The sequence below is a fragment of the Pseudoalteromonas sp. T1lg75 genome, assembly GCF_002964705.1.
Classification (GTDB): Bacteria; Pseudomonadota; Gammaproteobacteria; order Enterobacterales; family Alteromonadaceae; genus Pseudoalteromonas.
In genome coordinates this window covers 1-22,382 of record NZ_PQCD01000019.1, presented here as the reverse complement: position 1 = coordinate 22,382, position 22,382 = coordinate 1, and the positions used below count along the sequence as shown (strand labels likewise).

Annotated in this window: 22 protein-coding genes; 15 read left to right on the top strand and 7 right to left on the bottom strand. The window is 50.6% G+C overall.

From position 1 onward, the window contains the following. Positions 1-11 precede the first annotated feature (11 nt). Positions 12-479, bottom strand: a complete 468-nt coding sequence (gene rsd, locus C2M36_RS05280; protein WP_105254034.1) for a sigma D regulator — start codon at positions 477-479, stop codon at positions 12-14. 440 nt (positions 480-919) lie between these two features. Between rsd and hemE the strand changes: the two genes are divergently transcribed. Beyond that, on the top strand, positions 920-1,984 hold the full coding sequence (hemE, locus tag C2M36_RS05275; RefSeq protein ID WP_105200411.1) for a uroporphyrinogen decarboxylase: 1,065 nt from the start codon (positions 920-922) through the stop codon (positions 1,982-1,984). Between the two features lie 64 nt (positions 1,985-2,048). On the opposite strand, the gene C2M36_RS05270 is transcribed toward hemE, so the two are convergent. From C2M36_RS05270 to C2M36_RS05260, 3 genes are all read right to left on the bottom strand, one after another. Next, positions 2,049-3,425 carry a TonB family protein gene (locus C2M36_RS05270; protein WP_105254033.1) on the bottom strand — a complete coding sequence of 459 codons (1,377 nt, stop codon included), beginning with the start codon at positions 3,423-3,425 and terminating at the stop codon, positions 2,049-2,051. A 131-nt stretch (positions 3,426-3,556) separates the two neighbouring features. Next, a complete protein-coding gene (gene sthA, locus C2M36_RS05265; protein WP_105254032.1) occupies positions 3,557-4,987 on the bottom strand; it encodes a Si-specific NAD(P)(+) transhydrogenase in 1,431 nt (476 codons plus the stop codon). 33 nt (positions 4,988-5,020) lie between these two features. Next, the gene (locus C2M36_RS05260) at positions 5,021-6,151 is read right to left on the bottom strand and encodes an acyl-CoA desaturase (RefSeq protein ID WP_105254031.1); all 1,131 of its coding nucleotides are present in this window, start codon (positions 6,149-6,151) and stop codon (positions 5,021-5,023) included. A gap of 99 nt (positions 6,152-6,250) precedes the next feature. Here C2M36_RS05260 and fabR point away from each other — a divergent pair, with 99 nt between their 5' ends. The 6 genes from fabR (at position 6,251) to C2M36_RS05225 (ending at position 12,580) form a co-directional block, all read left to right on the top strand. Continuing rightward, entirely contained in the window at positions 6,251-6,865 is a 615-nt protein-coding gene (fabR, locus tag C2M36_RS05255) for an HTH-type transcriptional repressor FabR (protein ID WP_105254030.1), read from the top strand. A gap of 406 nt (positions 6,866-7,271) precedes the next feature. Further along, entirely contained in the window at positions 7,272-8,819 is a 1,548-nt protein-coding gene (gene leuA, locus C2M36_RS05245) for a 2-isopropylmalate synthase (protein ID WP_105254028.1), read from the top strand. Next, the gene (leuB, locus tag C2M36_RS05240; protein WP_105254027.1) at positions 8,816-9,892 is read left to right on the top strand and encodes a 3-isopropylmalate dehydrogenase; all 1,077 of its coding nucleotides are present in this window, start codon (positions 8,816-8,818) and stop codon (positions 9,890-9,892) included. Before leuA ends, leuB begins: the two co-directional genes overlap by 4 nt. 21 nt (positions 9,893-9,913) lie before the next feature. Beyond that, a complete protein-coding gene (leuC, locus tag C2M36_RS05235; RefSeq protein WP_105254026.1) occupies positions 9,914-11,317 on the top strand; it encodes a 3-isopropylmalate dehydratase large subunit in 1,404 nt (467 codons plus the stop codon). Further along, positions 11,314-11,913 (top strand): 3-isopropylmalate dehydratase small subunit, encoded by a 600-nt coding sequence (leuD, locus tag C2M36_RS05230; protein WP_105254025.1) that lies wholly within the window; start codon positions 11,314-11,316, stop codon positions 11,911-11,913. Before leuC ends, leuD begins: the two co-directional genes overlap by 4 nt. A 70-nt stretch (positions 11,914-11,983) precedes the next feature. Beyond that, the gene (locus C2M36_RS05225) at positions 11,984-12,580 is read left to right on the top strand and encodes a hypothetical protein (protein ID WP_105254024.1); all 597 of its coding nucleotides are present in this window, start codon (positions 11,984-11,986) and stop codon (positions 12,578-12,580) included. A 3-nt stretch (positions 12,581-12,583) separates the two neighbouring features. Here the strand turns inward: C2M36_RS05225 and C2M36_RS05220 are convergent, their stop codons facing one another. Further along, on the bottom strand, positions 12,584-12,928 hold the full coding sequence (locus tag C2M36_RS05220; protein ID WP_105254023.1) for a hypothetical protein: 345 nt from the start codon (positions 12,926-12,928) through the stop codon (positions 12,584-12,586). A gap of 69 nt (positions 12,929-12,997) precedes the next feature. Between C2M36_RS05220 and C2M36_RS05215 the strand changes: the two genes are divergently transcribed. The 3 genes from C2M36_RS05215 to C2M36_RS05205 are packed head-to-tail and all read left to right on the top strand — an operon-like array spanning position 12,998 to position 14,583. Beyond that, positions 12,998-13,456: a tellurite resistance TerB family protein gene (locus C2M36_RS05215; RefSeq protein WP_105254022.1), complete on the top strand. Its 459-nt coding sequence runs from the start codon at positions 12,998-13,000 to the stop codon at positions 13,454-13,456. A gap of 10 nt (positions 13,457-13,466) precedes the next feature. Then, positions 13,467-14,030 (top strand): Crp/Fnr family transcriptional regulator, encoded by a 564-nt coding sequence (locus tag C2M36_RS05210; protein WP_105254021.1) that lies wholly within the window; start codon positions 13,467-13,469, stop codon positions 14,028-14,030. A 55-nt stretch (positions 14,031-14,085) separates the two neighbouring features. Then, positions 14,086-14,583: a YgjV family protein gene (locus C2M36_RS05205; protein WP_105254020.1), complete on the top strand. Its 498-nt coding sequence runs from the start codon at positions 14,086-14,088 to the stop codon at positions 14,581-14,583. On the opposite strand, the gene C2M36_RS05200 is transcribed toward C2M36_RS05205, so the two are convergent. After that, positions 14,572-15,141: an NADPH-dependent FMN reductase gene (locus tag C2M36_RS05200; RefSeq protein WP_105254019.1), complete on the bottom strand. Its 570-nt coding sequence runs from the start codon at positions 15,139-15,141 to the stop codon at positions 14,572-14,574. The two genes, C2M36_RS05205 and C2M36_RS05200, sit on opposite strands and share 12 nt — an antisense overlap. Positions 15,142-15,267: 126 nt before the next feature. Here C2M36_RS05200 and C2M36_RS05195 point away from each other — a divergent pair, with 126 nt between their 5' ends. From C2M36_RS05195 to C2M36_RS05175, 5 genes are all read left to right on the top strand, one after another. Beyond that, the gene (locus C2M36_RS05195; protein ID WP_105254018.1) at positions 15,268-16,152 is read left to right on the top strand and encodes a LysR family transcriptional regulator; all 885 of its coding nucleotides are present in this window, start codon (positions 15,268-15,270) and stop codon (positions 16,150-16,152) included. Between the two features lie 194 nt (positions 16,153-16,346). After that, on the top strand, positions 16,347-16,730 hold the full coding sequence (locus C2M36_RS05190; protein ID WP_105254017.1) for a hypothetical protein: 384 nt from the start codon (positions 16,347-16,349) through the stop codon (positions 16,728-16,730). Positions 16,731-17,050: 320 nt separating this feature from the next. After that, positions 17,051-18,856, top strand: coding sequence for an assimilatory sulfite reductase (NADPH) flavoprotein subunit (locus C2M36_RS05185; RefSeq protein WP_105254016.1), 1,806 nt, complete (start codon positions 17,051-17,053; stop codon positions 18,854-18,856). Positions 18,857-18,889: 33 nt separating this feature from the next. After that, positions 18,890-20,605, top strand: coding sequence for an assimilatory sulfite reductase (NADPH) hemoprotein subunit (gene cysI / locus C2M36_RS05180; protein WP_105254015.1), 1,716 nt, complete (start codon positions 18,890-18,892; stop codon positions 20,603-20,605). A 21-nt stretch (positions 20,606-20,626) separates the two neighbouring features. Further along, complete coding sequence (locus C2M36_RS05175) at positions 20,627-21,367, top strand: phosphoadenylyl-sulfate reductase (RefSeq protein ID WP_105254014.1); 741 nt, start codon at positions 20,627-20,629, stop codon at positions 21,365-21,367. A 50-nt stretch (positions 21,368-21,417) separates the two neighbouring features. Here C2M36_RS05175 and C2M36_RS05170 read toward each other — a convergent pair whose 3' ends face one another. Beyond that, positions 21,418-21,876 carry an RNA recognition motif domain-containing protein gene (locus C2M36_RS05170; RefSeq protein WP_105254013.1) on the bottom strand — a complete coding sequence of 153 codons (459 nt, stop codon included), beginning with the start codon at positions 21,874-21,876 and terminating at the stop codon, positions 21,418-21,420. Positions 21,877-22,382 lie beyond the last annotated feature (506 nt).

Here is a 22,382-nt window from a genome sequence, read left to right as displayed (position 1 = left end):
TGTGTATTGAATTAAGTGTGATTGGTGTAGAGGTTATGGATCAACTCATCTTCCAGTTCAAAGCGAATGCTCAGTGCTTCGCCTAGCTGCGACAGGTCTTTATCGAAGTTCTCCAGTAAATCGTCGCTTTTGGTTTCCGCGTAGTTATCGTTAAAGTCGAGGGCGATATCTGTGGTTGCGGAAATTTGCGGATACAAGGAGCGCGCCAGCTTCAGGCTGTCTTCGCCGCGGCTTTCGCATTGCTTAACAATGTCGTCGTAGATTTCAAAGTGGCCGGCTGAGAGATAGTCCATCAATAATTGGCAAAAACTCTGGATATTGGCCTGCTCCGGTAATGCCTGATCATGCTTACCGTGGTGTGCCGGGCCCGCTAAGCCACAGTACTGAACCAATAGCTCCTGGCGGTCTGTTAACCACTTATCGATGACGCTATGGCTACCGCCCCATTTTTCTTGTGCTTTTTCCAATTGCGATAACATCACTGCTCTCCTAACCTCTCTGGCGTTACCTCCTATAAAAAGGAAATCTGAGGCAAAGGTCAACCTATTTTTCAGAATTATTATTTCAGATTATTACAGGGCGGAGGTCGGATGATTGCAATCGGCAGCTTAGATAATTAGGGCGCTAGAAAAGAAAAAGCCACCGCAAGGGTGGCCGAATTTCTTTAGCAGTCTCGTTGTACGAGCTTCTTTTTATTATGTTTGTTCTAACTTTTTATTATTATTCTCTAGAACGGCATTAGTTATACCAAGGTCGTATAAGCGTTGCAAGTTCTTTTAACAAAAAAATTTACATTTTTTTATCAAGCTTCACATTTGCTGACGCACAAATGTGCATTTCCATGATCTATTTCATCATAGTGAATCTAGGTTATGGTAGAATCCCGCCCAATTAAAATTTGAACCGAAAGAGTTATGCCATGAGCGAATTGAAAAATGATCGTTATTTACGTGCCTTAGCTAAACAGCCCGTTGATAAAACGCCGGTATGGATGATGCGTCAAGCCGGTCGCTATTTGCCAGAGTATCGCGCTACCCGCTCTCAGGCCGGGGACTTTATGAGCTTATGTAAAAATGCCGAGCTCGCTTGTGAGGTAACTTTACAGCCATTACGTCGTTATCCTTTGGATGCCGCGATTCTATTCAGCGATATTCTCACCATTCCCGATGCCATGGGCTTGGGCTTGTACTTTGAAACCGGTGAAGGTCCTAAATTCGAACGCCCAGTAACAAGTTATGCCGACGTGGCCAAGATCGCCATTCCCGATCCGGAAGACGAGCTGGGCTACGTGATGAACGCGGTACGCACCATTCGTCGCGAACTCAAGGGTGAAGTACCCTTAATCGGCTTCTCTGGCTCACCTTGGACCCTGGCGACCTACATGGTTGAGGGCGGCTCGAGCAAAACCTTTGGTAAAATTAAGAAAATGGCGTTTGCCGAGCCTAAAACTCTGCACCTGTTGCTGGACAAGCTAGCTGACTCGGTTACCAGCTACTTGAATGCTCAGGTAAAAGCCGGTGCACAATCATTGATGATCTTCGACTCTTGGGGCGGGGTATTAAGTCCACGCGATTACGAAGAGTTTTCATTGCGCTACATGCACAAGATTGTTGATGGCTTAATCCGTGAAAACGACGGTCGTAAGGTACCGGTTACCCTGTTCACTAAGAGCGGTGGCCAGTGGATCGAGAAGATTGCCGCGACCGGCTGTGATGCCATTGGTTTGGACTGGACCATAGATATTGCCGATGCCAAGCGCCGTGTAGGAGACAAGGTGGCACTGCAGGGCAACATGGACCCATCTATGCTGCATGCTTCGCCTGAGCGCATTCGTGAAGAAGTAGCGTCGATTCTGGCCGGTTTTGGTCATGGCAGTGGCCATGTCTTCAACCTGGGTCACGGTATTACTCCGGATGTTGATCCTGAGCACGCCGGCGCCTTTATCAATGCCGTGCATGAGCTGAGTGCGCAATACCATAAGTAAGCATTTAAAGATAAAAAAGAAAAAGCCCGCAGCTGCGGGCTTTTTTGTATCTGTTAGCGAGCCTTTAGTAAATCAGGCTGGTGCCGTTGGCCATCATGGAGGCGCGGCCTTCCATCAGTTCCAGGTAATTTTGCGTCGGCCAGTTGCGGCGTTTGGCTTCGTCATAGGCCTGGCGCAGGTATTTTTCACCTTGCTGCATGCGTCCCAATTCGCTGTAAGCAACGCCTAACACGGAAAGCAGGACCGGGTTATCCGGTGCTTCGGCGCGGGCAAGCTCGGCGTATTTAACCGCTTCTTCATAGTCACGGATCGATTCTTTTTCGGCAAATGCCAGCAGTTTAGCGTAGGCGATCATGGCCGGCAGGTATTGCTGGTGTGTCGCTTTTTTAAGAATTTTAGCCGCTTTATCCAGGTCATAATGAACCGTTTCGTAGTCGAGCAGCTTGTTGGCCAATTGATATTGGGCGCGCTCGTTACCACTTTGGCTGGCTACTTCTAACCAGTTATAGGCTTTTTTCTTATCGGCTTTACAGGCGGTGCCATATTCGAAGCAGCGAACCAGCCATAGTTGCGCATCATAGTTGCCGTTAATGGCGGCGCGATAGTACCAATCCAGATAATGGTCTTTGCTGTTCTCGACCAAGTCGGCTTCCAGCATCATGGCATAACGAGCCTGGGCGTAGTTATTGCCCTTGTCGGCAAGTGCCTTAAGCTTTTGTGAGTACTCCGCCAATTGCGACTTATATTCGCGGCGATAATTGCTCTTATTGCTTTGTAGCTCGAAGGTGTGGGTGAGGTCGAACACCGCTTGCGGTTCACCGCTGTAGTCATTCGGTACATTGTATTGCCACTGGGCGATGGCTTCTAAGGCGGCGTCATCGATAACCCCTTTCGGGAAGGAGGCGATCACCCGCTCGTTAATGACTTTACCCTGCTGATTAACGTCAAAACTGACCGTGGCCCACGCACTTTGAATGCCGGCATCATCGTTATAGGTCGGGTTAACTCTTTGCTTAACCGTGATATAACGAGCATCGTGACCGGATTTATCTTCAATCGGTGCCATGGTGCTCTGGTGTTTGTCATAGCCGAATTTATAAGACAGAGCCTTGTAGTGATCTTTACCGTCTTTACGAGAAGGCACTTCACGGCGGATATCACGATAGCGATCTTTGGCATCTTCGTTACCGTAATCCAGGGCGAGCATATACCAAGAAAAAGCGCTGTAAATGTCGGCGTCGGTTCCCTTTCCCTGTTCATACAGCTTGGCCAACTCGAACATGGCCTGCGGGTGACCTTGCTCGGCGAGCTTCTTAAATTCAGAGAAGGCTGCAGTATAATCTTCATTTTGGAGATCTTTCTGAGCGCTGGAATAATCGGCGAATGTGGCGAAACTTGCCAAACTTAATGCAGCACACAGACCAAATGCACGTATTTTCATTCCCTTTTCCTAACTTTTTCTTCTTATATCATCGAGTTTACAAGAATTTTACAGTTGAACAAGGGCTGAATGATAAAAAATGGGCACAAGGCCCATTTTGATGTTTATAGAGAGTATTTTCTTAATCTATATCAAACTAAGCGATTAAGACCGTTCAGTGCAGCCACACGGTAGGCTTCGGCCATGGTCGGGTAGTTAAAGGTGGTGTTGACGAAGTACTCGACATTATTACCGCCATTTTTCTGTTCCATAATAGCCTGACCGATATGCACGATCTCTGAGGCACGCTCGCCAAAGCAGTGCACACCCAGTACTTCTTTGGTTTCGCTGTGGAATAAAATTTTCAAGCTGCCCACATCGGTGCCGGCAATTTGCGCCCGCGCCAAATGTTTAAATTGGGCGCGACCCACCTCGTAAGGAATTTTCGCCGCGGTAAGCTGCTGTTCGGTTTTACCCACCGAGCTCATTTCCGGAATGGTGTAGATACCCGCAGGGATATCGATGATCAGCTTTTCGTTACATTCCCCTTTAACGATGGCATCGGCACAGATACGGCCTTGGTCAAAGGCGGCGCTGGCCAGGCTGGGGTAGCCAATCACATCACCGACCGCATAGATATTATCGACATCGGTCTGGTAGCTTTCATTGACCTTTAGCTGGCCGCGGCTGTCGGCTTTTAAGCCGACTGCACCTAGATTCAAGGTGTCGGTGTTACCGGTGCGGCCATTGGCAAAGAGCAGACAATCGGCCTTAACACGCTTACCCGACTTCATATGCATAATGATGCCGTCATCGCGCGCTTCGACGCGCTCGAACTCTTCGTTATGGCGAATAAAGATGCCACTGTTCCAAAAGTGATAGCTCAGAGCATCGGAGATCTCGTCATCCATAAAGGCCAACAGCCGATCTCGGGTGTTAACCAGGTCGACCTTGGTGCCTAAGCCTTTGAAAATAGAAGCGTACTCACAACCAATCACACCGGCACCATAGATTAGAATGCGCTGTGGGTCGTGTTTCAGGTTTAATATGGTGTCGCTGTCATAGACGCGCGGATGATTGAAGTCGATTTCCGTCGGGCGATATGGACGCGAGCCGGTGGCGATCACTATGGTCGGCGCACTCAACTGCTCGATTGTTCCGTCCAGGTGTTGTACCTGCACCGTGTGCTTATCGATAAAGCTGGCATCACCCTGATAGAGATCGATGCGGTTGCGTTCATAAAAGCTGCTACGCAAGTTCGACTGCTTGGATATCACCGCACTGGTATGACTCAAGATATCGCCAAAGGTCAGGCGACTAGGGCGCTCGGAGATATTGAATAAGGGGTTGGCCTTGTATTCGATATAACGGCTGACCGAGTGACGCAGGGCTTTTGAAGGAATGGTTCCCCAGTGCACACAACCACCGCCGACGGCACGCTGGCGTTCGATCACTGCCACCTTTTTATTGCTCTTGGCCAGGTTCATGGCGGTGCCTTCGCCCCCCGGTCCGGTGCCAATAATAATGGCGTCATACTGATATGACGCCTCGGGTTTCTTCTTACTTGTGGTTTGTTTAGCCACGCTCACTCCTTTACCCTTTGATACCTGGCAAATTTAGCTATGGGCCTTCAGCAAGCGTGTATTTAACGCTAACCAGGCCTGCTTTTGCGTTTGCCACGCATCTTCTAATTCATGATATTGCTTCATTAAAGCGGATTTTTCGCATTGTTGCAGCATCGAATTCTTTTTCGCTTCAAGTACCTGCTTCTTTACCTGGCAAAAATGCTGCAGTTTTTTCAGCAAGATCTCATACTCGTTTTGCAGTAGCGCTAGTTTATCATGAGCGACTTCCTTGGCGGCAAGTTCGACCTTGGTTTTAGTCAGCAGGGTTTGCGCCTTGGCCTGTTCGATGCGCTCTATGGGTGTGCGTTTTAGTTTCTTCGCTAACCCGAGGAAGGCAAAGGTGCGGATCATCCACTTGGTCGGGTCGTAGTGCCACCAATGGATGCCATTTCGGTAATCGCTGGCAAAAATATGATGGAAGTTATGGTAACCCTCGCCATAGGTAAGCAGTGCCAGCACGCCATTATCACGGGCGGTATTTTTTTGTGTGTACGGACGCGAGCCCCAAATATGCGCCAGGGAGTTAATAAAGAAGGTAAAGTGCTGCGATAACACCAGGCGCAGTAAGCCCGCCAGTAACAACATGCCGATGATGTCGCCAAAAATAACCCCCAGGAGCAAGGGCAGGCCTAAATTCATCAAGACCACCAACTTCATATAATGTCTGTGTTGCCACATCACTACCTTGTTGCGTTGCAGGTCGCGGGCATTGCTGTAATTGCCGTAGGCTTCGCCCTGATAATCGCGCAGCATCCAGCCGATATGGCTATACCAGAAACCTCGGGTAGCGGCATAGGGATCCTTGACCGGATCGTCCACCTGACCATGGTGTACCCTGTGATCGCTGCTCCAATGCAGGGCGCTGTTTTGCAGGGCAAAGGCGCCGCCGAGTGCAAAGATAACTTCAATAACTGGGTGCACCTCATAGGCTTTATGGGCCCACAAACGGTGATATCCGGCGGTGATTGAAAGACCGGCGAAAAACATACAGGCGACAAAGGCCCACCAGTGGGTAGCACTGTAGCCATGGGTTATACCGTACCAGGGAACCAGGGTAATCGCGGCCAAAAAGGATAGGCTGAAAAACAGCACATTAAGCCATAAAAGAGGTGGTTTTTTCATTAATAAAAAATCTCAGCGTACAAGTGTACGCTAAAATAGAGGTTCAATCTCTTAGCGTCAAGTATTAGACTTGAGTTTTTATCAGCTTAGGTGGCAACCATGGCCGGAGTTCGTGCCCAGCAAAAAATGAAAACCCGTCAAGCATTGATTGCGGCGGCTTTTAACCAATTGAGCGCTGAGCATAGTTTTTCAAATCTCAGTTTGCGTGAGGTAGCCCGGGAAGCCGGCATTGCCCCAACTTCTTTCTATCGCCATTTTAAAGACATGAATGAGCTGGGTTTGACCATGGTTGATGAGGCCGGTTTGACCCTGCGTCAGCTGATGCGCCAGGCTCGTCGTCGTATTGCTATTGGCGGCAGCGTGATCTCCACCTCGGTGCTCACCTTTATGGAGTTTATCGATAACCAGCCCAACCAGTTTCGACTGCTGCTGCGGGAGCGCTCGGGTACCTCAAAGGCATTTCGTTCCGCCGTTGCCCGCGAGATTAAGCACTTTATCCTGGAGCTGGCGCATTACCTCGAAGGGGAAACCCAGTGCGATAGCCATCATGCCTATATGCAGGCCGAAGCCATGGTCACCATCGTCTTTACCTCGGGTGCCGAAGCGCTGGACTTAGAAGGCCAGGCCCGCGAGGAGTTGGTGGAGCGCTTGCAGTGGCAACTCAGATATATTTCCTTTGGTGGTTATCATTACGCGCAAAAAAACAGCAAATAAGCCCTGCCATTAAAATAAAATAATATACGCAGGGATCCCGCAGCACGGAGCTAGTCTCTGTGCTATCTATTCCCACCTTGGTTTTTATATCCCAATTTAATTGGATTACTGGAATTATTTTCCTTTACGAGGGGCTTTTATTCGTTTTTATTGGATTTTTTATGCTTGCCTGGACCCCTGGGTTAGTGTTAAAAATTAGCCAACTTACTAACGAACGAATACCCATGATGCACATTAATCAGTCAATTACTCGTCTACTCACTCTGCTGCTCCTAGAGCAAGACTGCGGGGCGTAGCGCGTTGGCTGTGTGTGACACAGAAACTCAATAAGACCCCGCAACATGCGGGGTTTTTTATTTCTAGCATTGATATTTTTGGCATTGGGCACTGAGGATGAGGACAGAAAATGCAAGACAAGGTTTGGATCTTTGACACCACCTTACGCGATGGTGAGCAGGCACTAAAGGCAAGTTTGACCGAAGACGACAAGCTGCAGCTCGCTCATGCCATCAGTCGCCTTAATGTTGATGTGATGGAGGTGGGCTTTCCGGTTTCCAGTCCCGCGGACTTTCGTGCCGTGCAGCGTATTGCCAGCGAAGTAAAAGGGCCGGTGATCTGCTGCTTGGCGCGAGCGGTGGCCAAAGATATCGAAGCCTGCGGCGAGGCCTTAAAACCGGCGCAGCAGGGGCGAATTCATACCTTTATCGCCACTAGCCCATTGCATTTAGAACACAAGTTACGAATGTCGTTAGACGATGCCACCGCCATGGCGGTGAAGGCCATTAAGCAGGCCCGTAACTTCACCGACGATGTGGAGTTTTCCTGCGAAGATGCCGGGCGCACGCCCCATGATCATCTTTGCCGTATCGTCGAGCAGGCCATTGCCGCCGGTGCCAGTACCATCAACCTGCCGGATACCGTGGGTTACGTCACTCCGGATGAGTATGCGGCGATGATCCATCATTTAATGAATAACGTGCCAAACATAGATAAAGCGCGCCTTAGCGTACATTGCCACAACGACTTGGGCTTGGCGGTGGCTAATTCCATTGCCGCCGTGCAAGCGGGGGCGCGACAAATCGAATGCACGGTCAATGGCATAGGTGAGCGCGCCGGTAACTGCTCATTAGAAGAGGTGGCGATGATCATGAAGATGCGCCAAGACCACCTTAAGGTGAGCACGGATATTCGCAGCGAGGAGATTTATCGGGCTTCACGTCAGGTGGCGAAAATCTGCAATATGCCGGTGCAGCCAAACAAGGCCATTGTCGGTGAAAACGCCTTTGCCCATAGCTCGGGTATCCACCAGGACGGGGTGCTAAAGGCGCAAAACACCTATGAAATCATGTCGCCGGAAAGCGTCGGTGTGCCCAGCAACCAGTTAAATATGACCTCGCGCTCCGGTCGTCATGTGATAGAGCACCGCCTAAGTGAGCTTGGCTATCATAGCGATGACTATGATATGGACAGCTTGTATACCAGCTTCTTGGAGCTGGCCGACCAAAAGGGCACGGTATATGACTACGACCTGGAAGCGATGATCTACTTTAATCAAATTCGCGATAAGGACCAGCATTACCAATTGCAGTATGTCAATGCCACTTCAAACTCCCAATCCGTAGCCACTGCGACTATCGGCCTTAGTGTGGCCGGCGAGCAGAAACAAGAAGCAGCCACGGGCAATGGTCCGGTCGAAGCCTCGTTTGCCGCCTTGGCCCGTTTAACCGGCATGGATGTGGACGTGATCGAGTACAACCTGGATGCCACCGGGCAGGGCGCCAGCTCTTTAGGACAAGTGGATATTATTGCTAAATATCAAGGGCGTACCTATCACGGCGCGGGCCTGGCGGCAGACATAGTCGAAGCCTCGGTGCATGCCATGGTGCGTGTGTACAACATTATTCATCGAGCCCAGCAGGTTTCGAACTTAAAGCTACAAAGGAAAGCAGGATGAGTCAACAAAGTTATAGGATCGCCGTGTTAGCGGGCGACGGCATTGGCCCTGAAGTAATGGCGGCGGCCGAGCAGGTTTTAGCGGCAACCAGTGAGGTGTTTGGCTTTGCCTTAACCCTGGATCACCATGCAGTAGGCGGTTGCGCCATCGATCAATTTGGTGAAGCCTTGCCGGCGCACACGCTAACAGCCTGCGAACGTGCCGACGCTATTTTGTTTGGTGCCGTCGGTGGTCCCAAATGGGAGGGCTTGCCACCGGAAAAACAGCCGGAGCGGGCTTCCTTGTTGCCGCTACGCAAACACTTTGGCTTGTTTTGTAACCTGCGTCCGGCACAACTATTACCGGCGTTAAGTCACTCGTCGCCGCTACGGCAGGACATCAGCGCCAACGGTTTCGATATTTTGTGTGTGCGTGAGCTAACAGGCGGCATTTATTTTGGTGAAAAGGGTCGTAGTGGCACGGGTGTGAAGGAAGCAGCGTTTGACACCCAGACTTATTCTCGTGAAGAAATTGAGCGCATCGCCCGTTTTGCCTTTGATGCCGCGCGCCTGCGTCGAAATCATGTGACTTCGGTGGATAAGGCCAATGTGTTGGCAACCAGCGTGCTATGGCGTGAGGTGGTTAATGAGGTGAGTCGTGACTACCCGGATGTCACTCTGGATCATATTTATATCGATAACGCCGCCATGCAGTTGGTTAAACAACCCAGCCAGTTTGATGTGCTGCTCTGCGATAACCTGTTCGGCGATATCCTTTCCGACGAGTGTGCGATGATCACCGGCTCCATGGGCTTGCTGCCGTCGGCGAGCCTGAATCAATCCGGTTTTGGCCTGTATGAACCGGCTGGTGGTTCGGCCCCGGACATTGCCGGTCAGGGCATTGCTAACCCCATAGCGCAGATTTTGAGTGCAGCTTTGATGTTGCGTTATTCCCTGGGCCAGGACGAGGCGGCGCGGCGCATTGAAAAAGCGGTGGCCGAAGCGGTGGCCGCCGGTGTCGGCACCCCGGATATTTTCCCGCACGCGGGCTATAGCACCAAAGATGTGGCCAAGGCCATTGTTGAGCGTATTTAACCGAGAATGAGGAACCAGCAAGTGGCCCAGACCCTATACGACAAAATTTGGCAGGCGCATTGTGTTGCCCACTTAAACGAACAAACCGATTTGCTTTATATCGACCGTCACCTGGTGCATGAGGTGACCTCGCCTCAGGCCTTTGCCGGTCTGCGCGAGAAAAACCGCCCGGTGCGTTGCCCGCAAAAAACCTTTGCCACCATGGATCATAACGTTTCCACCAAGAGCCGCTCACTGGAGGCCGCCAGCGAGGTGTCGCGTAACCAGTTGCAGGCCTTGGCGCAAAACTGCAAAGAATTCGGCATCGTCTTGTACGATCTTGATTCCATTAACCAGGGTATCGTCCATGTTATGGGGCCCGAGCAGGGTATCACCTTGCCCGGCACTACCATAGTCTGTGGTGATAGCCATACCTCCACCCATGGTGCCTTTGGTGCCCTGGCGCACGGCATTGGTACTTCCGAGGTTGAACACGTGCTGGCTACCCAGACCTTGCAGCAGAAAAAAGCCAAGTCGTTAAAAATTCAAGTCAATGGCGTTCTACGCCCTACTGTGACGGCAAAAGATTTAATCTTGGCGGTGATAGGTCAATTGGGCACTGCCGGTGGCACCGGTTATGTGGCCGAGTTCTGCGGCACCGGCATTGAAGCCTTGTCTATGGAAGCGCGCATGACGCTGTGCAATATGAGCATAGAAATGGGAGCCAAGGCTGGCTTAATCGCCCCGGATGAAAAAACTTATGCTTACCTCGAGGGCCGTCCGTTTGCGCCGCGTGGAGAAGACTTTGCCGCCGCCGTGGCTTACTGGCAGACCTTGCGCAGTGACGCCGATGCGGTGTTTGATAAGGTCATCGAAATAGACGCCGCCTCAGTCCAGCCGCAAATCACCTGGGGTACCAGTCCGGAGCAGGTCATAGGCGTGAATGAGCCTATTCCCGATCCGCAGCAAGAGGCAGATTTAATCAAGGCCGATGCCATTCGCAGCGCTTTGAAATACATGGATCTTAAGCCGGGGCAAAAGTTGAGTGAGGTCCGAGTCGATACCGTGTTTATCGGCTCCTGTACCAATAGCCGTATCGAGGACTTACGCGCTGCCGCCGAGATTGTTGCCGGTAAGCAGGTAGCCTCTGGCATTGAAGCCTTGATTGTGCCCGGCTCAGGACTAGTGAAAAAACAAGCGGAAGAAGAAGGCCTGGCGGAAATCTTTAAGGCCGCTGGTTTTGAATGGCGCGAGCCCGGTTGCTCCATGTGCCTGGCGATGAATGATGATCGCTTAGCGCCGGGTAAGCGCTGTGCCTCAACCTCAAACCGTAATTTTGAAGGCCGTCAGGGACGCGGTGGTCGCACCCATTTGGTCAGCCCAGCCATGGCCGCCGCGGCCGCCATTGCCGGTCACTTCGTCGATATTCAAGGAGCCAACTCATGAGCTATTTTCACACTGGGTTAGTCGCCCCTTTGGATAAAAATAATGTCGATACGGATCAGATAATTCCAAAACAGTTTTTGACCTCCACCAGTCGTGATGGTTTTGATAAGGCCTTGTTTTACGATTGGCGTTACCTGGAAAGCGGTGACCCGGATCCGAGCTTTGTGCTTAACTATCCACAATACCAGGGCGCCAGCGTGCTGCTGAGTCGCGATAACTTTGGTTGTGGTTCATCCCGTGAGCACGCGCCCTGGGCGTTAAAGCAATACGGTTTCAGCGTGATCATTGCCGAAAGCTTTGCCGACATCTTCTTTAATAACTGTGCCAATAACCAGATGCTGGCCATTACCTTGCCCGGCGAGCAACTCGACGCCTTATTTGCCCTGGCGCAGGGCGACACGCCCTTGCATATCGAGGTTGATCTGCAAAACCAGCAATTGCTGAGCCCGGCCTTTGCGCCCATTGCCTTTGAGGTACGCGGCGATATTAAGGAGCGTTTGCTTAGCGGCCTGGACTTTATCGGCGTCACCGAGCAATTTAATCCGCAAATTGAAGCTTTTGAGCAGCAGTTACAGGCCGAGCGTCCTTGGCAATAATCTCAAAAACTCGCAATACACATAATTAAAGCGCTACTATGGCGCTTTATTTTTGTAATGGATGAACAGCATGAAATTAGCCCTTGCCATTAGTGCGGCCGTAATAACTTTGAGTACCACGGCCGCTGCACGCCCGGCCCCTTTAGTGTCTATCCCTACTCAGGATGCGTTTTTTGACAAGATTAAGGCGCATTGTGGCAAAGCCTATGAAGGGAAGGTGAGCGTTGATAACGCCGGTCCAAGCAGTTTTAGCGAGGCGAAATTGGTCATGCATGTTCGTCGATGCACAGAGCGCGAATTACAAGTTCCCTTTCACGTGGGTGAGGATGCTTCACGTACCTGGATTATCACTAAAACAGGCAGCGGTTTGAGCTTGAAGCATGATCACCGCCATGAAGATGGCACGAATGACGCGTCAACCATGTATGGTGGTCATACTTTGGATGCCGGCTATGCCAATGTGCAGACTTTCCCGGCGGATCAATATTCCAAAGAACTGTTTGTGGCCCAGGGCATTCCCCAGTCCATCGGCAACACCTGGCAAATGTATATTTACCCTGAAAAGTTCACTTACCGCTTAGTGCGCGAGGGGCGTGAGTTTCGTGTCGACTTTGACCTGACCAAGCCCATTGCGGCGCCAGCCGCGCCGTGGGGGTATAGCGACTAGTTTCTAGTCGCACTGTATTTCTGTCAGTAGGTTGGGCTCATAGGCGCGGGGATTTGTAGGGAAGCGGTCGTATTCCTGCACGCCTTCAAACACCAGGATCTTAAAGGAGCCTGTGCGACAGAGTTTGCGGGCGTGACGCAGCAAAAACACGCTTTGGCGTTGAAAGTGTTGGTAGTCATCGGCAACCACTTCCAGACGATAACGTTTATCTGCCAGCTTGGTTTGGTAGTAATGGACCTTTTCGTCGAAGTCATAAAGCTTCTCGCGCTTGCCCTCAGGTGCTTGCGCGTAGCTACTGGCTGCCAGCAAGATCGACAAGCTTGCCAGCAGGCGTGTATTCAATGTCATTAACGGCCCCTGTTGTCTGTACGCCATGTATCCTTTACAGTGAGTGTAACACTTACCGAGGGCCCTGCCATGTTAGAGCATATTAAGCAGTTCTTTACCTCCCTAGCGGCAATCTCTGAGCAGCCGCAGTTACCGGATTTTAATATCTCCGTAGCCGCCTTGTTAATCGAGGTGATGCGCGCCGACAGCGAGCTACAGGCGCAAGAGCAAGAGGTGTTACAGGCCTTACTGCAAAAGTACTTTGCCCTGGACCAAGCGCAAGTCAGCACCCTGATCCAAGCCGCCACCCTAGACTTGGACGAGGCCATTGACTATTTTCGCTTTTCCAAGCAGATCAATGACCACACCAGTGCCGAGCAAAGGGTGGAAATAGTGCAACTATTGTGGCAGCTGGCTTATGCGGACGGTGAGCTGGATAAACATGAGGAGCATGTGGTGCGTCGTGTGGCCGACTTGCTCTATGTCACCCACAACGACTTTATTAAAGCCAAGTTGGCGGCTCAGTCGGCCAGCCAGTCGGCAAGTTAAAGGAACCGACATGGCCTATGAGGGACTGGGCGAGGTCAACCTGGAGCTCAACCGGCAGCTGCAAGCGCAGATAGAATCGACACAAGATAAGTCCTCCCTAGACATGGTGCCGGGACAACGTTTGCTGAGCCAAGGGCAGATGCAGGAATACGCCTACTTTATTGTGTCCGGCGTGCTGGTGGCGACTCATCTGGATGAAGCGGGCACTGAACATTATAAAGAGTTCTATTTTGCCGGGGAGTTGGTGTTTCTCTACAGCGCCTGGATTAATCAAGGTGCCGCCCAATATAATATTGAAGTGCTCAAACCGAGCCAATTGTTGCGCGTGCCTATCCAAGTCTTATCTCAACCAAACTGGCAAGCCCTGGTACTGGCCTTGTTAAAACAGCAGGTGTTGTACAAAGAAGCGAAAGAGGCCTTTTTGCTATTGCAAACACCGCAGCAGCGCTACCAATACCTCTATCAACATCGCCGCCACTGGCTGACACAGCTGAGCCTGCAGCAGGTGGCCAAGTACCTGGGGATCAGTGCGGTTAGCCTGTCACGTATTCGGGCTCGATTAGGGATCAATTAACAAAGGTTAAGGCGTTTTTGCCATCGTCCGGTCATTATCGGTGCCCGGAGGAAGCATGACCTATTATCTTATTTCCCAAGTGCTCGCGGCCATTGCCGTGGCGCTCGATTTAATGTCGTTTCAATTCTACCGCCGTCACTATGTGTTGGCCTGTTTGGTCGCCTCGACGGCATTGACGTCCATTCATTATGTGTTGTTGCAACAGCCGGCAGGGGCGGCCTTGATGGCGCTGGCCTCGGTACGGTATGCCATCAGCATGCGCTATCAGCGTCGGCAATTGATGCGCTTTTTTATCCTTTGTGCCTTAGTGCTTGGCGTCTTGGTAATGGATTCCTGGTGGTCCTTATTGGCGGTGGCCGGCAGTTGTTTGCAAACCTATGCGGCTTTTCAGGGGCAGCAGGTGCGTATGCGTGTCAGCATGTTGTTCGGCACCTGCTTTTGGTTGGCCTTTGCGGTGATTGCCGGCTCGCCGGTCGCCATGGTGATGGAGGCCTTGTTCTTAACCAGCAATCTTATCGGCTTGTATCGGTTTCGTTCCAGCTTAACCGTTTAGTTTCTCGGTGACATAGACCAATTGTGCCGTTAGCGCATTGATTTTCTCGCTGGTGGCGGCGTCGCTGATGCGGCCTTGCTCGTCAACCAGTGTGTGGATACCGCCAATGGCAAGCTGATCGCCTAGTACCAGGGCGCCGATACCGCTAAGAATATCGCGAACATGGTTAAGGCCACGCAGACCACCTAGACCGCCGGGTGAAGCGGCAAATAAGGCCACGACCTTATTGCGAAATGCCGGTGCAGCACCCGGCTCTGTGCGTGAGGCCCAGTCGATGGCATTTTTTAATACCGCGGTGATCGAGCCGTTATACTCTGGATTGGCCAACAAAATGGCATCCGCGGAACGTAACTTGTCTTTAAGAAGATTAACGTTTGCGGGCGTGCCCTGAGCTTCAATGTCTTCGTTAAACATAGGCAGGTCGAGCTCGGCCAAAGAGAGCACCTCTACCTCGGCGCCTTGTTGCTTTGCCAGCTCGGCGGCATGGGCGATAACGGCGTGGTTAAAGCTGTTGTTACGTAGGCTGCCTGCTAGGGCGATAATTTTTGCGTTAGACATGGTGGTGATCCTTATGCTTGGCAAGGTGTGCTGTATGCTTGGTGGTCACTTTAAAAGAAAATCGACTTGCAAAAAAGCATAAAAAACGCAAAGCTTATGTGCATATATACACATTAGGAAAAGCCCATGGCGAGCGAATTTAGCGATTGGCAGGATATTAAAGTGGCCTTTGAGGTTGCCCGCCGCGGCACCTTAACCTCGGCGGCGCAAGCCTTGGGGGTGCATCACAGCACAGTGTTACGGCGTATTAACCACCTCGAACAAAGCCTGAATACCCGTTTATTCCATCGTCATGCCCGCGGCTACACGGTCACCGAAACCGGCGCTAAGCTGTTTGCCAGTGCCGAGCAGATCAACGAGCAACTCGAATCTTTGCACAGCAGCATTATGGCGGCGGATACCACCTTGAGTGGCTCCTTACTCTTGACCACGGTCAGTGGTTTTATCGATATGCTGGCCCCCGTATGTGAGGTTTTTCAGCAGCGCCATCCTCAGGTGCAGTTAGAGATACTCTTAGATCAAAAGCGCTTGCGCCTGGATCATGGTCAGGCCCACATCGCCGTGCGTGCCGGTCCGCGCCCGGATGAGGGAGACTATATTGCCCAGCACCTGTGCTCCAGAGATTCAGGGCTCTTTGCCCATGAACGTTACCTGGCACGCATGGGAGAGCCCCAGTCGCTAAGCCAATTGCAGCAACATCATTTTATTTCCGGGGTGGCCGGTTTTAATAGTCGTGTTCCCTATTTTGCCTGGGTCGATGAGCATATTGCGGCGCCGCAAATTACCCTGCGGGTATCAGAGACTTCCGATGCTAACCGCGCCGTGGTCAACGGTTTGGGGATTGGCGGTATGCAAAAAGAGGTGGCCCGGTTGTATCCGCAGTTGCGTCCGGTGTTGCCCAAGGAGTTGAACTGGCAGCACGATATCTGGTTGGTGACCCATCACCAAATGCATCGCAGTGCCAAGGTTCAAGCCTTTGCGCAACTGTTAAAACAGCACTTCCGCTCTTAATGTCGGGGCAGAGCCGGCATAAATGGGCGCCTATTTATCAATTGTTCAACTATGTTTAAACAGGCGTTTATTCATCATGTTTTTGGCCAGGGAATGATAACCTGGTGTACGCTCTTGTTATTAATGGTCAATATGACACAATGGCGCAGATTTAAACTAACCGGCTTGTGGCGTGAACGGGAGCAAAACACTAGATGGCAGACATTCAATTTCTTAACGTTGATTTAGAGCTGGAATCGCAGCAGGATATCAGTGCCCTGGTTGCGGACCTGGATAAGCGCGCCGTGGTGCTCCACTACGACAAGGACGACACCCGTCAGTTAGCGCGCTTTGAGGCCAATAGCGATGCAGTCAGCCCGGATAAAGCCATTAATGAATTGTGTGAGTTGATCGAGTCTTGCTCTAAGGCTGCCCTTAAGCAGTGGTTAGGCTGTTCACGCCGTACCTTTGATTTAGGTTTTAGCTCGGGGCATTCACCTAAATGTTTTAACGAGGCGATCAGCGCCGATACCTTATTGCGTATTTCCGCTATTGGCGCCGGCATCGAAGTGACCATCTATGCCGCAGAGCAACAGTAAAGGTCTACAGATCTAGAAGGGCGCCTGGTGGCGCCTTTTTTGTTTTACTACTCCTTTGTCGGTAATCATCCGTCACCCTCAGGCTTTTATCGGCCTACGACCCATCGAGCAATCTCTTTTAAACTGTTTTTGTTGGAAAAAAACGAAATTAATAACCAATTGGAATAACAAAGCAGATTCTATTCTTTTTTCCTGCCAGCGCTCCTAGGTATGCTTCATGCTCACCATAGCCTGGTATTGACCTTTTTTGTTGCCGGGCAAACACACATTTTACACTGCATGGCGCAAGGGCAATGCAGCTTTGGGTTAGAGGAAAAAAGATGTTGTTAAACCAGCTGAACGCGGCGGCCAGCCCGCTTACACCGGAGCAGGTGAAAAAGCTCCAAGGTTTGGTGGCCGAGTTAAATCCAATTCAGCAAGCCTGGGTCAGTGGTTATCTTGCCGCCAGTGCTAATAGTGCCGCCCTAGCCGGTGGTATGGCTACCACGGCGAGCAATGTCGCAGAAGCAGCAACTCTGACCATTTTATATGGCTCACAAACAGGTAATGCCAAGGGCGTGGCTACACAATTGCAAGCGCAGGCACAAGCACGCGGTATGGCGGTAAACCTTGTGAGTATGGCCGATTACAAGCCGACGGCGCTGAAAAAAGAACAGTTTATTAGCATAGTGGTATCCACCTACGGTGAGGGTGAGCCGCCCGAAGATGCAGAAGCCCTGTATGAATTCCTAAGCACGAAAAAGGCACCGAAATTAGCGGGTGTAAAAATTGCCGTGTTGGGTTTAGGTGACTCCAGCTATGAGTTTTTCTGCCAAACCGCAAAAGATTTTGAAGAGCGTTTAGTTAAGCTGGGTGCCGAGGTGATCCATCAACGTGCCGACCTGGATGTGGATTATGAAGACCACAGTGAGGTTTGGATCAATGGTGCCCTGGATGCCTTCGAACCCGATCTTAAAGCCCAGCAAACCAATGCCAATGTGGTGAGCATGCCGATGACCGCCGGTGCGGCGAGTCAGTACAGTAAGCAGAATCCTTTTGCTGCCGAGTTAGTGACGGTGCAGAAGATCACCGGTCGCGACTCAACGAAAGACGTGCGTCATATTGAGATCTCTTTGGAAGGGTCTGATATCCAGTATCAACCGGGCGATTCCTTGGGTGTGTATTTCCTTAACGATGAAACCAAGGTTGATAAGGTCTTGGCTACGCTGGAACTTGATGGCGACACCCAAGTAGCCTTGGGCGATGACACCTTAAGTGTACGTGATGCGTTAATCGAGCGTCTGGAGCTCACGCAGTCTTATCCCGGTTTTGTAGAAAAGTTCGCGGCCCTGACTGAAAACGCCGAGTTACTGGCTCTGGTTGAAGATAAGGCGGCGATGCGCGAGTACATAGAAGCGCGTCAAACCTATGATGTTATTTTCCAAAACCCGGCCAAGGTCAGTGCCCAAGAGCTAGTCGATAGCCTGCGCAAAGTGCAGCCGCGTCTTTACTCTATTGCCTCAAGTCAGGCCGAGGTGGAAGACGAAGTGCACCTGACGCTTGCAGTGGTTGAGTTCGACGGTTTTGGCGAGCAGCACCTGGGTGGTTGTTCGGGTTATCTGGGTCGATTTGCCGAAGAAGGCGCGACTATTAAGGTGTTTACCGAGCACAATGATAATTTCCGTTTGCCTGCTGACGATAATACGCCGGTGATCATGATAGGTCCGGGTACAGGTATTGCGCCTTTCCGCGCCTTCTTACAAGAGCGTGAAGCCCGTGATGCAGAAGGTAATAACTGGCTGTTTTTCGGCAACCCACACTTTACCCAGGATTTCCTCTACCAAACCGAAATTCAAGGCTATTTGAAGTCAGGTTTGTTGACTCAGGTTGATGTGGCCTGGAGCCGCGACCAGGCGCAAAAGGTTTATGTACAAGACCGTATCCGTGAGCAGGGCGAGCAGGTTTTTGCCTGGTTAGAGCAGGGTGCTCATGTGTATATCTGTGGTGACGCCACGCGCATGGCCAAAGATGTGCACCAGGCCTTAGTTGATGTGATCAAGGCCCACGGTGGCAAAGATGATGACAGCGCCGAGCAGTATCTGAAAGAGCTACGCAGCGCTAACCGTTACCAAAAAGATGTTTATTAAGCGCCCGTCAGCGCCCCGAATGTAGGAATTGATATGAGCGATTACAAGCCAAATAGCAAGCACGATCCCCAGGCGAAGTTTGCTGACAATGAGCGTTTAAAAACCGAAAGTAATTTTTTACGCGGCACCATAGAAGCGGATCTCAAGGATCAGATCACCGGTGGCTTTACTGCCGACAACTTCCAGCTGATCCGTTTCCACGGTATGTATCAGCAAGACGACCGCGATATTCGTCCTGAGCGTGCTAAGCAAAAGTTGGAACCTTTGCACAACGTGATGCTGCGTGCCCGTATGCCCGGCGGCATTATCAAGCCGGAGCAATGGTTAGCCATCGACAAGTTTGCCGAAGAAAAGACCATGTACGGTTCGATTCGACTAACAACCCGTCAAACATTCCAGTTTCACGGTGTTTTAAAGCCGAATATTAAAGACATGCACCAGATGCTCAATAGCGTCGGCATCGACTCAATCGCTACCGCCGGTGATGTAAACCGTAACGTGCTGTGCACCACCAACCCGGTGGAGTCTGAACTACACCAGGAAGCTTACGAGTGGGCGGCGAAGATCTCCGAGCACCTGCTGCCAAAAACCCGCGCGTATGCCGAAATCTGGTTAAATGGTGAAAAGTCCGAGAGCACAGAAGAGCCGATCTTAGGTTCGACTTATTTGCCTCGTAAATTTAAAACCACAGTGACCATTCCACCGAATAACGAAGTGGATGTGCATGCCAACGACCTAAACTTTGTGGCCATTGCTGAAAACGGCAAGCTGGTTGGTTTTAACGTCTTGGTTGGCGGTGGCCTGGCCATGACCCATGGTGATGTAAATACCTATCCGCGTAAGGCGGATGACTTTGGCTATGTGCCGCTTGAGCACACCTTGGCGATTGCCGAGCACGTGGTGTCGGTACAGCGTGACTGGGGTAACCGAGTTAACCGTAAGAATGCGAAAACCAAATATACCCTGGATACCTTTGGCAGCGATGCCTTTAAGGCGGAAGTTGAAAAACGTGCCGGCGTGAAGTTTGAACAAAGTCGCCCTTATGAATTCACTCACCGTGGCGATCGTTTCGGCTGGGTTGAAGGTATCGATGGTAAACACCACCTCACCGTGTTTATTCAAAATGGTCGTATTCTCGATTTCCCAGATAAAGCGCTGAAAACAGGCTGCCGTAAAATCGCCGAGATCCACCAAGGGGATTTCCGTATGACGGCTAATCAGAACCTGATCATTGCCGGTGTGCCTGCGGATCAAAAGGACGTGATTGAACACCTTGCGCGTGACCATGGTCTTATCGACGATTCACATACCGAGCAGCGTAAGGCGTCAATGGCGTGTGTGGCCTTGCCGACCTGCCCGTTGGCTATGGCGGAAGCGGAGCGTTATTTACCTGAGCTAATTGAAAAGACAGAAGCCTTATTGGCTAAGCATGGTGTTGCTGAGGATCACATTATTTTGCGTGTGGTCGGCTGCCCGAATGGCTGTGGTCGCGCTATGTTGGCCGAGGCCGGCTTGGTTGGTAAAGGCCCGGGTAAATACAACCTGTATTTAGGCGGTAACCGCGAAGGAACACGTATACCCAAGCTTTACTTGGAGAACGTGGGTGAAGAGACATACCTCAATGCCCTTGATGAACTAATTGGCCGTTGGGCCAGTGAGCGCAATGATGCGGAAGGCTTCGGTGATTTTGTGATCCGCCAAGGGATCGTCGCCGAGGTCAAGGTATCAAAAACAGACTTTCACGCTTAATCGCACTGCGAGGACAAGATAGTGAGCGCATTTAGCCAGATATTAACTCTTGATAAAGCCGAGCAGCAGAGTCTGTTGGTGGATATCAATACCATCTTAGCCGAGAAAACACCTGAGCAAAGGGTGCTGTGGGCGATGGAAAATTTGCCGGGTACGCATATTTTGTCCTCCAGCTTTGGGATCCAGGCCGCGGTAATGCTGCACCTGGTAACCAGTGTTAAGAAGGACATTCCTGTGGTCCTGACCGACACCGGTTATCTGTTTCCAGAAACCTACCAATTTATCGACCAGCTTACCGAACGTTTGCAGCTTAACTTAAAGGTGTATCAGTCGCAGTTGAGTCCGGCCTGGCAAGAGGCAAAATACGGTAAGTTATGGGAGCAGGGTGAAGGCGGCATTAAACTCTATAATCAGCTTAATAAAGTAGAACCCATGACCCAGGCTTTGCAGGAGCTTGAGGCGGGAACCTGGTTCAGTGGCTTGCGACGTCAGCAATCAAGCACGCGACAGGACAAGAACATTGTCGAAATCAGTCGAGGAACCGTTAAGGTGTATCCCATTATTGAGTGGAGTAACCGTGACGTCTATCAGTACCTAAGTAAGTATGACTTGCCTTACCACCCTTTGTGGGAGCAAGGTTACGTGTCTATGGGTGATGTACACACCACGCGTAAACTTGAGCCGGGGATGACCGAGGAAGAAACACGTTTCTTCGGTTTAAGCCGAGAGTGTGGTCTGCATATAGATGGTGATGGGATTTAACCGAACTTAATTCAGTACACAATAAAAAAAGAGGGCTTAGCCCTCTTTTTTTATTCGTCGTTATCTTGTTTTTGTTTTGCTTCTCTGACCTTCAGCGTTCTTTCCTGATATTCATTATCATTAAGCTGGTTGATCATGGTATCGGCATCTTTTAGCGCGACCTCGACAAAACCAAAGCCACGGCGTTTACCCGTGTGCTTATCTTTTAATAGGCGCACGCTAAACACCATACCGTGTTGTTCGAATAGTTCTTTAACCATATGTTCGTTGGCACGGTAGGGAAGGTTACCTACATAAAGTGTTTTCGTGTCTGCTGCGGCATCTTCTGTCGTTGCAACGCCGCCTTTGCCATTAAGTACTAGCAACAAGATCCCTGTGATCGCTGCACCCAATGCAAATGCCAATGGTGCAGATAAAGAGGATGTAGATAAAACGAAAGCGAGAAGAATGTAGCCTAAAACCGCGCTACAAACGGTGATTATAATTGTTTTTAGATTAGCTGATGTCATTGTGATCTACCAATATACATGGAATAAACATTAATTTAACAAAACGAAAAGCCTTATCTTAACCAGATTAGTTCACATAGCAACATTTAAAGGGAGGATCTTCATTTATATTCCCTAAAACGGGCCAATATTTGGTTATTTAAGTAGCAAAAAAAGGTGCTCTGTTGATATTTTGAGCGAACGGAAAGGATCTTTAAAAAAAAGTGTTGATCTGAATTTCGATCTCCCTATAATGCGCATCCACCGACACGGCGGACAGCTTACAAACAAGCGATACGAAGTGAAGGTTGAGTCGAGTAAAACTCAGTTTTGAAAAAATTAAAATTTTCTCAAAACTAAGTGTTGACAACAAATTAGGAAAGCGTAGAATGCGCAGCCCTGAAGCGGTGAAAGCCGCAGCGACAACAAGTCGCAACGTTCTTTAAAAATATGAAGCAATCATCTGTGTGGGCACTCGTACAGATTGAGTTCTAACAGCAGATTCTAGTTCGCTAGATGACGCAAAC

Bases quoted from the DNA above. Each gene is read 5' to 3' on its own strand.
- rsd (WP_105254034.1), bottom strand. From the start codon at position 479: ATGTTATCGCAATTGGAAAAAGCACAAGAAAAATGGGGCGGTAGCCAT.
- hemE (WP_105200411.1), top strand. From the start codon at position 920: ATGAGCGAATTGAAAAATGATCGTTATTTACGTGCCTTAGCTAAACAG.
- C2M36_RS05270 (WP_105254033.1), bottom strand. From the start codon at position 3,425: ATGAAAATACGTGCATTTGGTCTGTGTGCTGCATTAAGTTTGGCAAGT.
- C2M36_RS05260 (WP_105254031.1), bottom strand. From the start codon at position 6,151: ATGAAAAAACCACCTCTTTTATGGCTTAATGTGCTGTTTTTCAGCCTA.
- fabR (WP_105254030.1), top strand. From the start codon at position 6,251: ATGGCCGGAGTTCGTGCCCAGCAAAAAATGAAAACCCGTCAAGCATTG.
- leuA (WP_105254028.1), top strand. From the start codon at position 7,272: ATGCAAGACAAGGTTTGGATCTTTGACACCACCTTACGCGATGGTGAG.
- leuB (WP_105254027.1), top strand. From the start codon at position 8,816: ATGAGTCAACAAAGTTATAGGATCGCCGTGTTAGCGGGCGACGGCATT.
- leuD (WP_105254025.1), top strand. From the start codon at position 11,314: ATGAGCTATTTTCACACTGGGTTAGTCGCCCCTTTGGATAAAAATAAT.
- C2M36_RS05225 (WP_105254024.1), top strand. From the start codon at position 11,984: ATGAAATTAGCCCTTGCCATTAGTGCGGCCGTAATAACTTTGAGTACC.
- C2M36_RS05220 (WP_105254023.1), bottom strand. From the start codon at position 12,928: ATGACATTGAATACACGCCTGCTGGCAAGCTTGTCGATCTTGCTGGCA.
- C2M36_RS05215 (WP_105254022.1), top strand. From the start codon at position 12,998: ATGTTAGAGCATATTAAGCAGTTCTTTACCTCCCTAGCGGCAATCTCT.
- C2M36_RS05210 (WP_105254021.1), top strand. From the start codon at position 13,467: ATGGCCTATGAGGGACTGGGCGAGGTCAACCTGGAGCTCAACCGGCAG.
- C2M36_RS05205 (WP_105254020.1), top strand. From the start codon at position 14,086: ATGACCTATTATCTTATTTCCCAAGTGCTCGCGGCCATTGCCGTGGCG.
- C2M36_RS05200 (WP_105254019.1), bottom strand. From the start codon at position 15,141: ATGTCTAACGCAAAAATTATCGCCCTAGCAGGCAGCCTACGTAACAAC.
- C2M36_RS05195 (WP_105254018.1), top strand. From the start codon at position 15,268: ATGGCGAGCGAATTTAGCGATTGGCAGGATATTAAAGTGGCCTTTGAG.
- C2M36_RS05190 (WP_105254017.1), top strand. From the start codon at position 16,347: ATGGCAGACATTCAATTTCTTAACGTTGATTTAGAGCTGGAATCGCAG.
- C2M36_RS05185 (WP_105254016.1), top strand. From the start codon at position 17,051: ATGTTGTTAAACCAGCTGAACGCGGCGGCCAGCCCGCTTACACCGGAG.
- cysI (WP_105254015.1), top strand. From the start codon at position 18,890: ATGAGCGATTACAAGCCAAATAGCAAGCACGATCCCCAGGCGAAGTTT.
- C2M36_RS05170 (WP_105254013.1), bottom strand. From the start codon at position 21,876: ATGACATCAGCTAATCTAAAAACAATTATAATCACCGTTTGTAGCGCG.